Genomic DNA, 12093 nt, shown 5'->3' with positions numbered 1-12093 from the left:
AGAGTCTCGGCGCGCGCTGGGCAACGTCAATGCCGGTCGTCAGATGCAATCAATGTGGCGCTTCTTCGACGGGCAACGCCTCGATGATCACAAAGGCTTGAGCGAGCGGGAAATCGTCCGTGATGGTGAGGTGGATCGCCGCCCGATGGCCCTTGGGGAGGATTTTGGCCAGCCGCGCCTGTGCCCCTCCGGTCAGCGCCATGGTCGGCGCACCGCTGGACAGGTTGACGACACCCATGTCGCGCCAGAACACGCCCTGGGCCAGACCGGTGCCCAGCGCCTTGGCGCAGGCCTCCTTGGCAGCGAAGCGCTTGGCGTAGGACGCCGCACGCGCCCGGCGGTTCTCGGAGCGGGCCTGTTCGACGTCGGTGTAGATTCTCTGGATGAAACGCTGACCGTGACGCTCCAGCGACTTCTCGATGCGTCTGATATCGATCAGGTCGCTGCCGATGCCGATGATCATCGTGCGGCGGAACCGATGCTTGCGCTGGGATGAGACGATTGCTGATGCCGGCTTGCGCGCTCGGCCAGGCGCTTGCGCCGCTGCTCGCGGAAAGCGTTCATGCCCCATCGCGTGATGGCGTAAAACAAGAGCCCGAAGACCAATCCGAGCGGCACCGCTCCGATCAGCATCGGCTCGAGGATAGGTTTCCACAATTGCGCAAAGGACAGGTTGTGCAGCATCTCGCCCAGATGTGCCGGCGGGCCGTGCTGCGGCAGGCGGTCATGCAGGATGAGCTTGCCTGTTTCCCAAGAGGCACCCCACAGCAGCGGAAATGTCAGTGGATTGCCGAAGAACACCGCGCCAAGCGCCGCCGCCACCAGATTGCCGGCGATCACCCAGCACACGACGGCAGCGATGATGAAATGGAAACCGACGGGAAAGAACGAAGCAAAGACACCGGCAGCGACGCCGGCCGCCACCGCATGCGGTGTGGCCTTCAGCCGCAGGATGCGCTTGGAAAAATATTGAAGCGAGCGTGAAAACGAGCGGCGCGGCCAAAGATAGGTGCGCACCCGGTCGAAAAGGCCATCAGGCTTGCGGCGTCGAAAAAGCACTCTGGTCCAATTCCTGGTTCACCAACACCACACCCCAGCCATTCCAAGCCGGGGTACGACAGCCATATCCTGCGCTTTACGGTCGCCTAAAGGCAACAACGACTTTGATATAGCGATGGGCCGGCCGAAGAACAACCAACGGGCTGGCGGCGCTAGGTCGCTTGCGGCACTCGAGATCGGCGTTGGGCTGCCCAACATAGTACAATCACGGCGGATTTGAGGAAGGCCACGTAACCATCCCGCAGATTGTGAATGTTCTACGGTTGCCTGAACCGGTCGCGAGGAATTTCCGCAATCGCCGTGATCTCGATCAGCAAGTCAGGGTGATAGAGGCGTACCACCTGCACGGTGGTGGTGACCGGAAACGGTTCGGCGAAAAACTGCTTGCGAATGTCAGCCGCGGCCAAGAACTGTTCTATATCGGTGGCATACTGGGTCAAAGAGATGATGTCGGCCATCGTGCCGCCGACGGATACGAGAACCGCTTGAATGTTTTCCAATGTCTTACGGACCTGAGCGCGCATGTCGTTCTTGCCAACGATCTGGCCCTCTCTGTCGAGAGATACCTGTCCCTTGAGATGAACGATCTGACCTGATCCCTGGATTTTCAGCATCGAAAATGCGCCGAATGGCTGCCAGATCCCGGGTGGATTGAAGCTTGTCGCCATTCGAGATCAGACCTTCAGGTCTTGCCGCGTTCGTATTCGCTGACCTCGACGAGATTGCCGTCCGGGTCGCGAAAATAGATCGACATCATCGGGCCACGGGCGCCGACACGTTCGACCGGACCGAATTCCACCGCCACACCGTTGGCCGCGAGACGGGTGCTGACTTCGTCCAGCGGCCGGTCGGTGACCAGGCAGAAGTCGCCCGAGCCGGGCGTTGGTACCTTCGCCTTCGGTTCGAAGGTGCGGCCGATCTCATGCACGTTGATCTTCTGGGTGCCGAAAGCCAGCGCCGTCGGCCGGCCCGGCATATCGATGCGTTCAAAGCCCAGCACGCGCTGATAAAAGGCGCAGGTCACTTCCAGCGACGCGACGGTCAGCACGAAATGATCGATGCCCGCGATCATCACCGCCTCCCCGTCAGATGTTGCGGCTGCCGGGCTTGACCGCCGGGATGGCGGCCAGCTCCGGCGGCAGCCGGTCGGCCGGATACGCCGGGACCTCATATTCGGCGAGTGCGATCAGCGGCACGCCGACATCCGTCTTGCCCGCCGAACGGTCGATGATGCAGGCGGCGGCAACCACTTCGGCGCCAAGCTCTCGCAGGCACTCGATGGTCTCGCGGATCGACAGGCCGGTGGTGACGATGTCCTCGACGATGACGACACGCGCGCCCTTGGCAATCTCGAAACGGCGCAGCCGGAACTCGCCCCCTTCCCGCTCGACCCAGATCGCCGGCACGCCGAGATGGCGCGAGGTCTCGTAAGCCGGGATCAGCCCGCCGATCGCCGGGCCGACGACGTAGTCGATCTTGCCGGGCACGCCGGCGCGGATCTTCTCGGCCAGCGCCTTGCACAGACGCTCGGTCTTGTCGGCATGCATGAACACGCGCGCCTTCTGCAGGAAGACCGGGCTGCGCAGGCCCGAGGTCAAAATGAAATGCCCTTCCAGAACAGCACCGGCCTCGCGGAAAATGCCCAGCACTTCATCAGTGTTCATTATTTGCTCCATGACCATGGTGAATGGTGAATGGTGAATGGTGAATGGTGAATGGTAGTGAGCACCTTCTTTCACTATTCACTATTCACTATTCACTATTCACAATTCACCCGTTCACACGCCGTGCATCGCTGACGCTCGAATTGTCCTTGAGCTGCGACAGCAGCCGGTTGAGGTGCTTCAGATCCCAGACTTCGAGATCGATCAGCATTTCGGTGAAGTCGGGCGCGGTGCGCACCATTGACAGCGTGTGAATGTTGGCGTCGTTCGACGCAACCACCTGGGCGATATCGGCGAGCGAACCCGGCGCATTGATGGCGGTGACCGAGACGCGCGCCGGAAAGCGCTCCTTGGTGCGCTCGTCAATGTCCCAGCGCACGTCGATCCAGCGCTCGGGCTGGTCGTCGAAAGCCTGCAACGCCGGCGACTGGATCGGATAGATGGTGATGCCGGTGCCCGGCTGGACGATGCCGACGATGCGGTCGCCAGGCACTGCCCCTTCCGGCGCGAAACGCACCGGCAAGTCGCCACGCACGCCGCGGATCGGCACGGCGCCGTCGCGCGGCTGATCCTTGTCCTTGCGCGCGGCGCGGCCCGGGATCTGGAACAGCATGCCGGCGGCATTGCGAATCTTCGACCAGCCCTCCTCGCGCGGCTTGGGTGCGGCCGTGGTGACGCGCTCGTCCTTGTAGTCGGGGAATACCGCCTTCATGACGTCGGCGGAGGCAAGCTCGCCTCGGCCGACCGAGGCCAGCACATCCTCGATGTCCTTGCGCGCCAGCCGGTGCAGCACCTGCTTCAGGCTCTCCTTGGTGAAAGTCTTGCCGGCGCGTTCGAAGGCGCGTTCCAAGATGCGAATGCCGAGACCCGAATACTGCTTGCGGATGGCGTTCTTGGTGGCGCGGCGGATGGCCGAGCGCGCCTTGCCGGTGACGACGACCGATTCCCACGCCGCCGGCGGCACCTGCGCCTTGGAGCGGATGATTTCGACCTCGTCGCCGTTCTTCAGCTCCGTCATCAGCGGCATGATGCGGCCGTTGACCTTGGCGCCGACACAGGTATCGCCGACATCGGTGTGCACCGCATAGGCAAAGTCGATCGGTGTCGCGCCGCGCGGCAGCGCAATCAGCATGCCTTTCGGGGTGAAGCAGAACACCTGGTCCTGGAACAGCTCCAGCTTGGTGTTTTCGAGGAAATCCTCGGGATTGTCACCCTCGGCAAGCTGCTCGATGGTGCGCCGCAGCCAGGCGTAGGCGTTGGTCTCTTTCGAGATCGCGTGGGCGGCACCATTCGTCTTACCGCCGGTATCCTTGTAGATCGAATGGGCGGCAACGCCGTATTCGGCAATCTTGTTCATCTCTCGGGTGCGGATTTGCAGTTCGACGCGCTGGCGCGACGGCCCGACGATGGTGGTGTGGATCGATCGGTAGTCATTCTGCTTCGGCGTCGAGATGTAATCCTTGAAGCGGCCCGGCACCATCGACCACGCGGTGTGGATGGCGCCAAGCGCCCGGTAGCAGTCCTCGACCGTATCGACGACGACGCGGAAGCCGAAAATGTCGGACAGCTGCTCAAAGGACAGCGCCTTCGCCTCCATTTTGCGAAAGACCGACCACGGCTTCTTCTGGCGGCTCTTTACGCTGGCGTTGATCGCATGCTTCTCGAACAGCGTGGACAGCGCCTTTTCAATGTCCGTCAGCACCCCCTTGTTGCGCTCGAAGATTTCGACAAGACGTGCGGTGACGGCGCGATAGGCTTCAGGATTGATGAAGCGGAAGGCGATCTCCTCCAGCTCCTCGCGCATGCCTTGCATACCCATGCGCCCGGCCAGCGGCGCATAGATGTCCATCGTCTCCTCGGCGATGCGCAGGCGCTTGGCCTCCGGCATATGGTCGAGGGTGCGCATGTTGTGCAGGCGGTCGGCGAGCTTGACAAGAAGCACGCGGACATCTTCCGAAATCGCCAGCAGAAGCTTTCTAAGGTTTTCCGCCTGCTCGGCCTTCTTCGATACGAGGTCAAGCTTCTTCAGCTTGGTCAGGCCCTCCACCAGCTTGCCCATTTCGGGGCCGAACAGATCGTCGATCTCCGCCCGTGTCGCCGTGGTGTCCTCGATGGTGTCGTGCAGCAGGGCGACCGCGATCGTCGCCTCGTCCATATGCATTTCGGTGAGGATGGCGGCAACTTCGAGCGGATGGGAGAAATAGGGATCGCCGGAAGCACGTTTCTGGTGGCCATGCTTCTGCATGGCATAGACATAGGCCTTGTTGAGCAGCGCCTCGTTGACGTCAGGCTTGTAGCGCTGGACGCGCTCGACAAGCTCATACTGACGCATCATGGGCGGAATCTCGCGGTGCTGAAATGATTGATGCGCCGCACTAGCGTACGGCGCATCTCATAGATAGCCACGAAACTGACTGGACGGAAGTACCGGAAACGTATTCCAGGCAGGTCCAGAGCGCTCGCTTAGTAGTCGTCGCTCTTTTCCGGCGGCACCAGACCCTCGATGCCGGCCAGGAGGTCTTCCTCGGTCATCCGGTCGAAGGTGATGTTCTCTTCGGTGTCATCGGCGTCGGTGGCGGCAACGGCGGCGCCGGTCTGATCGGCAATCGCCTCGCCATCGGCCTCGGGCTCGTCGACCTCGACATGCTTCTGCAGCGAATGGATCAGATCTTCCTTGAGGTCGTCGGGCGACAACGTCTCGTCGGCGATCTCGCGCAGCGCCACGACCGGGTTTTTGTCGTTGTCACGCGGCACGGTGATCGGCGCGCCCTGGCTGATCTGCCGGGCGCGGTGGCCGGCCAACAGCACCAGCTCGAAGCGGTTGTCGACCTTGTCGATGCAATCTTCAACGGTTACGCGGGCCATGGATGCCCCTTTCATGCGATGGATTTGATGGAAAACAGGCGCGGTCCATAACCCGAACGCCGCCAAAATACAAGCATCATGGCAATGGCTGGGCCGCAGGGCGCCCAATCTCTCGGTCAGACACCCGATTCCGCAAAACCAGCCTGCGCTTTACGCGTTCGGTGTTCCGATCACAATTGCTTGCGGTGCCGCAACACGCCCTTGGATTGCCGCGAAACTGGCGCTATCTCGAATGGCGTAGAGGTCAGCCGGTTTATTATGAGCCTGACCGAGCGTCGCTATCGCATTTCGTTTAGACGGCCGTTTATTTCGAGAAGGAATATTTTCCATGTTCGACCCTCGTGAAAAAATCGCTCTATTCATCGACGGCGCCAATCTCTACGCGACGTCGCGCGCGCTCGGCTTCGACATCGATTATCGAAAGCTTCTGGCGAGCTTCCAGAAGCGCGGCTATCTGCTGCGCGCCTATTATTACACGGCACTGGTCGAGGATCAGGAATACTCCTCGATCCGCCCGCTGATCGACTGGCTCGACTATAACGGCTTCAAGGTGGTCACCAAGCCGGCCAAGGAATTCACCGACTCGACCGGCCGCCGCAAGATCAAGGGCAATATGGACATCGAGCTCACGGTCGATGCGCTGGAACTCGCCGATGTCGTCGACCACTACGTCATTTTTTCCGGCGACGGCGATTTCCGCACACTGGTCGAGGCGTTGCAGCGGCGCGGCCGCAAGGTTTCGATCGTCTCGACGATGGCCTCGCAGCCGCCGATGATCTCCGACGATCTGCGCCGCCAGGCCGACCATTTCATCGATCTGACAACACTGAAGAACGAAGTTGGCCGCGATCCATCCGAGCGGCCGGTGCGCAGGCCCGAGCCCGCCGAAGTCGACGAGGACGACTATTGAGGCCGGTCGTCTTGACCGCCCTTTCCTCCTCCGAACCCAGCCGCGACTGCCCGCTCTGCCCACGGCTGCATGACTTCATCGCCGAGTGGCGGCAGCGCGAACCATCCTGGTTCAACGCCCCGGTGCCGACTTTTTTGCCGCCGGAGGGCGACGCCGCGGTTCAATTGCTAATCGTCGGGCTGGCGCCCGGCCTGCGCGGGGCGAACCGCACAGGGCGTCCCTTCACCGGCGACTTTGCCGGCGACCTGCTCTACTCGACGCTGATTTCGCACGGGTTTGCGCGCGGTGAATTCAAGGCCAGACCCGATGACGGATTGGAGCTTGTCGGCACCGCGATCACCAATGCGGTGCGCTGCGTGCCGCCTGAGAACAAGCCTTTAGGCGCCGAGATTGCCACGTGCCGGACGTTCCTGGTGCCGACGATCGCCCGGTTCTCCAACCTGCGCGCCGTGCTGGCACTGGGATCGATCGCGCACCAGTCGACCGTGCGGGCGCTGGGCGGGCGCGTCGCCGCCTATCCCTTCAAGCATGGCGGGCAGTTGCCGGCCGGCGGCATCACGCTGTTTTCGAGCTATCACTGCTCACGCTACAACACCAATACCGGTGTGCTGACCGAAGCGATGTTCGTCAGCGTTTTCAGCCAGATAGCGGCGTTCCTGCGGACTTAGAGGATGTTTCTGCGGAAATAGAGACGGGTTCGGCAGACTTGTCAGCGTGGCGGCGCAGACAGCGCTGTCAACGCGGCCGGCCCACCCTGCAGCACATTCAGATCGACATCGCCGCTGATGCCGTCGACACGGCCCCTGTTGTGGTATTGCCAGTAGATCCAGTCGTCGCGATCCGGCTCCAGGAGCAAGGAGCGAAGCCAGAGCCGGCGGGCAGCGATGCGCCCGGCAAAGATCTGTGCCGCCTCGTCGGTCAGATAGACGATCGCCGGCTTGCCGAACGCCGCCTCGACGGGGCCGAGGAATGCGGCCAGTTCAGTGCTCAGTTGCTCGGGCGTCGGCCGCTGTGGACAGTTGCCGCCGAACTCGATGTCGACGACCGGCGGCAGCAGCGGCTGATCATGCGGAACCACCGAGATGAAATTCTTCGCCTGGTCGGCGCCAGGCCGGCAAAAGGTGAAGAAATGATAGGCGCCGACAGCCAGACCGGCGGCGCGGGCCTCACGCAGATTGGTAGAAAAGGCATCATCGACATGATCGCCGCCTTCGGTCGCCTTGATGACAGCGAAAGCGACATCATCGGCAGCAACACGCCGCCAGTCGATCTGGCCCTGATGATGGGAGACGTCGATGCCTCTGACGGGATACTTATCGCGGTCCGGCGAGAATGATCTGAAATAGAGATATCCGCCTGCTGCAACGAAACATACCAAGCCCAGGCTGGCCAAACCAAAGAGGACAATCCGGTTCTTCAAACGAATGGCCCCAGCCTACCCACGCTCTTTACCTACCCACACCTACCCACGCTCTTTTAAGAGCCGACCCTTCTCTCGCGACCAGTCGCGCTGTTTCTCGGATTCACGCTTGTCGTGCAGCTTCTTGCCGCGGCCGACCGCGAGCAGCAGCTTGGCACGGCCCTGGTCGTTGAAATAGATTTTCAGCGGCACCAGCGTCATGCCTTCGCGGTCGACGCTCTGCGACAGTTTTGCCATCTCGCGCTTGTTGAGCAGCAGTTTGCGGCGACGTCGCGGCTCATGGTTGAAGCGGTTGGCCTGCAGATATTCCGGCAGATAGGAATTGATCAGCCAGATCTCGCCGCCTTCGACCGAGGCATAGCTGTCCTGGATGTTGGCCTGGCCCTGGCGCAGCGACTTGACCTCGGTGCCGGTCAGCACCAGGCCGGCCTCGACCGTGTCGAGCACCTCGTAGGAAAACCGCGCCTTGCGGTTTTCCGAAACGGTCTTGTTGTTGGGATCGGCTTTTCTGACTTGATTCATGATGTGGAGAGGTGGCGCCTCATCGCTAGTTAATCAAGCCGGCGTGCTTCATCGCCGCATCGATCTTTTCGGCGGTCGACTGTTCGATCGTGACCAGCGGCGAGCGCAGCACATTCTCGACCTTGCCTAGCTGCGACAGCGCATATTTCGCGCCCGAAACGCCAGGCTCGACGAAGATCGCCTTGTGTAGCGGCAGCAGACGGTCCTGCAATTCCAGTGCCTTGGCGCTGCCGCCGGACAGCGTCGCCTCTTGGAATTCGGCGCACAGACGCGGCGCAACATTCGAGGTCACCGAGATGCAGCCGACGCCGCCATGCGCATTGAAACCAAGTGCCGAAGCATCCTCGCCCGAAAGCTGGATGAAATCCTTGCCGCAAGTGGCGCGTTGCTCGGAGACTCGTTCGACCTTGCCGGTGGCATCCTTGACGCCGACGATGTTCTTGAAGTCGTGCACGAGCCGGCCCATCGTCTCCGGCATCATGTCGATCACAGAGCGCGGCGGGATATTATAGATAATGATCGGCAGCTTGGTTGCCCTGGCGACGGTCGCGAAGTGCTCGTACAGGCCGCGTTGTGTCGGCCTGTTGTAATAGGGCGTGACGACCAGGGCAGCATCAGCGCCGGCCTTCTCGGCATACTGCACGAGGCCAACGGCTTCCTCGGTGTTGTTGGAACCGGCGCCGGCGACGACTGGAACGCGTCCCTTGGCAACCTCGATGCAGACCTTGACGACTTGGCGATGCTCGTCGTGCGACAGCGTCGGCGACTCGCCGGTCGTGCCCACGGGAACCAGTCCCGTCGTGCCCTCGGCGAGTTGCCATTCGACGAACGCGCGAAAGGCTTTCTCGTCGAAACGCCCGCTCTTTTCGAACGGTGTCACGAGCGCAGTAAGCGAGCCTCTCAGCATATCGTCCAACTCCTTGGGACTTCTTTGTTTATGCAAGTCGTCGCCCCAAAACCGGTACCCACTTTTTGGGCGACATGCATCGGTGTTTTGTCGTGCGCGCCTTCTAGCCGAAAGCGAAGCGGCGCACCATAGTCTCGACATTGTTGCGCGGCAAGCATTGCCATGGTGCCAGCAAGCGCAATTCGAACGACCTCGCTAACTCTTTGTTTACGGGCTCTTCACGACCTAAGTTTAGGCTTCGAAGCTTCTCGGCCTGCTGATAGAATGCCTGGATAGGGAAAGACGTAAGGATCATGCCGGGCAGTCGGCCTCACCTCTTCGCACTGCTTGGCGCCACGCTCGCGCTGATGCCGGGCATGGCGACCGGCGGTAGCGTCGATGTGCAGGTCACTTCGGCCATACCGATGCCAGGCTCGGATATCGCGGTGCCCGGCCTGCAGGACAAGGCGCAACAGGATACCTCACCCAGCGTCGCTCTGTTGAAGAGTGGACTGGACGAGCTGGCGGCCGGCGACAGTCCCGGCGCCCGTGCCGTGCGCGATGCCCTTCCCGCCCATTCGCTCGACCAGCACATCCTCGCCTGGGCGATCGCGCTCTACGGCGGCGACAAGGTTCCGAGCGGCGACATTGCCGCCGCGGCGAAGATGCTGCCCAACTGGCCGGGCACCGTCGCCCTGCGCAAGAACAGCGAGCGCGCGCTCTATCGCGAGAATCCTACTCCCAACATCGTCGTTGCGGCATTCGACGGCAGCCAGCCGCAGACATTCGAAGGCGTGATGGTGCTTGCCCGCGCCTATGTGGCGTCCGGCGACGTCAAGGCTGCGCGTTCGGTGCTGTCGCCGTTCTGGCGCACCGCGATTCTGGAGGCCAAGGACGAGACGGCGCTGATCAAGGAATTCGGCAACCTGATCCCTGCTGCCGATCACCGTTTTCGCATGGAGCGCATGTTCTATGCCGACCGCGCGAATTCCGCACTGCGCGTCGCCGGCCTCGCCGGCGCACAGCAGCTCGCCGACGCCTGGGCGGCGGCCGACAGAGGCGACAAGAACACAGCCAAACTGCTGAAGGTGGTACCGACGGCACAACGTTCGGCCGGCTATTTCTTCGCGCAGGCCGAATATCTGCGCAAACAGCAGAATTTTTCCGGCGCCGCGGCCATTGTCATGCAGGCGCCAACCGATCGCGATGCGCTGGTCGATCCGGATGCCTGGTGGGTCGAGCGCCGGGTGCTTTCGCGCGAACTGGTCGACCAGGGCGACATGAAGACGGCCTACCGCATCGTCGCCACCCACGCCGCCGAAAGTGCCACCAATGCGGCGGATGCTGAATTCCACGCCGGTTGGTACGCGCTGCGTGGCCTGAACGACCCCAAGCTTGCGGCAACCCATTTCACTCGCATCGCCGACCTTGCGCAAGGGCCGATGACGCTGTCACGCGCCTACTACTGGCTCGGCCGTGCCGCCGAAGTTGGCGGTCCGGGCAATGCCAAGGACTATTTTGGACGCGCCGCTGCCTATGGCACAACATTTTACGGCCAGCTTGCCGCAGGACGCGTCGGCCGGCAGGCGCTGAACATCGTCTACCCCTCGCCAAGTGCCGCCGACCGGCAGAATTTTGCTGGCCGTGAGGCCGTTAGCGCCATCAAGCGACTGCAAGAAGCGGGCTACGACCGCTATGCCGAGACGCTCTATCGCGACCTTGCCGGGCAGTTGATCAGTCCGGGCGAGCTGGCGCTGCTGGCTGTCCTTGCGGAAAAGCAAGGCAACCATTTCATAGCGCTGAAAATCGGCAAGATCGCCAGCGCGCGTGGCATCGATGTCGGTGCGCTGTTGCATCCGCTCGGCGTCATTCCCGATTCGGCCGACATTTCCGGCTCAGGCAAGGCGCTGGCCTATGCGATCGCGCGCCAGGAGAGCGAATTCAACATCGGCGCCGTGTCCAGCGCAGGCGCGCGCGGGCTGCTGCAGCTGATGCCGGGCACCGCCAAGCAATTGGCGAAGAAGGCCGGATTGCAGTTTTCGCAGGCACGGTTGACCACCGACGCCGGCTATAACGCGACGCTTGGTTCGGCCTTCCTAGGTGAGCAGCTCGATCGCTTCAACGGCTCCTATGTGCTGACCTTCGCCGGCTACAATGCCGGCCCCAGCCGGGCCAGCCAGTGGGTGGCCCGGTACGGCGATCCGCGCGGCAAGGACATCGACGCGATCGTCGACTGGATCGAGCGGATTCCCTACACGGAAACAAGAAGTTACGTGCAGCGCGTGATGGAGAATTACGAGGTCTACAAGATGCGTATTTCCGGCAAATACGACATCGTTGGCGATCTGGTAAACGGGCGGAGCTGAGGCATGATAGGTGTGGCCGCCTTCTTGCTGCGATATTTGCACAGCGCTCGACATCTTTGAATCACGTCCCTTCACACCCCCTCTGCCCTGCCGGGCGTTCGTCATTTGGAAAGCCAAGCAATTGGCTTTCCATCCGCTTCGCGGACCATTCCTCAACCCCCGCAAGGGGGAGATCGAATGTCACGTCGGCCTTCCCAATCTCCAACGCAACAGGATGGGCTGAGCGCCGACGCTGCCAATCTCCCTCCTTGCGGGCAGGACTGTCCGGGGAAAGTTATTCATATATGAAGGCCATCTGATTGAGGGAGGATCGGTCTCTTGGTCGGCTCGGATTGACCGGCGGCGGCTTATCGATGGCGTGTATTTTTCGCCGCCCGAACAAGTATTGGGCGACCAGCTCT

General features: G+C 61.9%; 13 protein-coding genes. 3 read left to right on the top strand and 10 right to left on the bottom strand.

Annotated elements, in window-relative coordinates:
• Window positions 1-49 precede the first annotated feature (49 nt).
• The 7 genes from acpS to rpoZ form a co-directional block, all read right to left on the bottom strand.
• Window positions 50-463 (bottom strand): holo-ACP synthase, encoded by a 414-nt coding sequence (acpS, locus tag NKI38_RS28190; protein ID WP_352626905.1) that lies wholly within the window; start codon window positions 461-463, stop codon window positions 50-52.
• Entirely contained in the window at window positions 460-1059 is a 600-nt protein-coding gene (locus tag NKI38_RS28185) for a DUF2062 domain-containing protein (RefSeq protein ID WP_352626903.1), read from the bottom strand. Before NKI38_RS28185 ends, acpS begins: the two co-directional genes overlap by 4 nt.
• Before the next feature lie 257 nt (window positions 1060-1316).
• The gene (locus tag NKI38_RS28180; protein WP_352663461.1) at window positions 1317-1727 is read right to left on the bottom strand and encodes a RidA family protein; all 411 of its coding nucleotides are present in this window, start codon (window positions 1725-1727) and stop codon (window positions 1317-1319) included.
• A gap of 14 nt (window positions 1728-1741) precedes the next feature.
• The gene (locus tag NKI38_RS28175) at window positions 1742-2134 is read right to left on the bottom strand and encodes a VOC family protein (protein ID WP_352663459.1); all 393 of its coding nucleotides are present in this window, start codon (window positions 2132-2134) and stop codon (window positions 1742-1744) included.
• 10 nt (window positions 2135-2144) lie between these two features.
• Complete coding sequence (gene pyrE, locus NKI38_RS28170) at window positions 2145-2723, bottom strand: orotate phosphoribosyltransferase (RefSeq protein WP_352663457.1); 579 nt, start codon at window positions 2721-2723, stop codon at window positions 2145-2147.
• 106 nt (window positions 2724-2829) lie between these two features.
• A complete protein-coding gene (locus NKI38_RS28165) occupies window positions 2830-5058 on the bottom strand; it encodes a RelA/SpoT family protein (protein ID WP_352626895.1) in 2229 nt (742 codons plus the stop codon).
• Window positions 5059-5186: 128 nt separating this feature from the next.
• Window positions 5187-5588, bottom strand: coding sequence for a DNA-directed RNA polymerase subunit omega (gene rpoZ / locus NKI38_RS28160; protein WP_023762094.1), 402 nt, complete (start codon window positions 5586-5588; stop codon window positions 5187-5189).
• A gap of 328 nt (window positions 5589-5916) precedes the next feature.
• On the opposite strand from rpoZ, the gene NKI38_RS28155 reads away from it, so the two are divergent.
• Both NKI38_RS28155 and NKI38_RS28150 read left to right on the top strand, forming a co-directional pair.
• Window positions 5917-6498, top strand: a complete 582-nt coding sequence (locus NKI38_RS28155) for a LabA-like NYN domain-containing protein (RefSeq protein ID WP_023762095.1) — start codon at window positions 5917-5919, stop codon at window positions 6496-6498.
• Between the two features lie 11 nt (window positions 6499-6509).
• Window positions 6510-7166 carry a uracil-DNA glycosylase gene (locus NKI38_RS28150; protein WP_352663455.1) on the top strand — a complete coding sequence of 219 codons (657 nt, stop codon included), beginning with the start codon at window positions 6510-6512 and terminating at the stop codon, window positions 7164-7166.
• 41 nt (window positions 7167-7207) lie between these two features.
• Here NKI38_RS28150 and NKI38_RS28145 read toward each other — a convergent pair whose 3' ends face one another.
• The 3 genes from NKI38_RS28145 to dapA are packed head-to-tail and all read right to left on the bottom strand — an operon-like array spanning window position 7208 to window position 9347.
• Window positions 7208-7918: a glycoside hydrolase family 25 protein gene (locus NKI38_RS28145; protein ID WP_352663453.1), complete on the bottom strand. Its 711-nt coding sequence runs from the start codon at window positions 7916-7918 to the stop codon at window positions 7208-7210.
• 42 nt (window positions 7919-7960) lie between these two features.
• Window positions 7961-8440 carry an SsrA-binding protein SmpB gene (gene smpB / locus NKI38_RS28140; protein ID WP_013532594.1) on the bottom strand — a complete coding sequence of 160 codons (480 nt, stop codon included), beginning with the start codon at window positions 8438-8440 and terminating at the stop codon, window positions 7961-7963.
• 25 nt (window positions 8441-8465) lie between these two features.
• A complete protein-coding gene (gene dapA / locus NKI38_RS28135) occupies window positions 8466-9347 on the bottom strand; it encodes a 4-hydroxy-tetrahydrodipicolinate synthase (protein WP_352663451.1) in 882 nt (293 codons plus the stop codon).
• Window positions 9348-9640: 293 nt separating this feature from the next.
• Here dapA and NKI38_RS28130 point away from each other — a divergent pair, with 293 nt between their 5' ends.
• Window positions 9641-11692 (top strand): lytic transglycosylase domain-containing protein, encoded by a 2052-nt coding sequence (locus NKI38_RS28130; RefSeq protein WP_352663449.1) that lies wholly within the window; start codon window positions 9641-9643, stop codon window positions 11690-11692.
• Window positions 11693-12093: the final 401 nt, after the last annotated feature.

This window comes from Mesorhizobium sp. M0621, assembly GCF_040320745.1.
GTDB lineage: Bacteria > Pseudomonadota > Alphaproteobacteria > Rhizobiales > Rhizobiaceae > Mesorhizobium.
The sequence above is the reverse complement of the archived record's forward strand: the minus strand, read 5'-3'. Positions and strand labels throughout refer to the sequence as shown.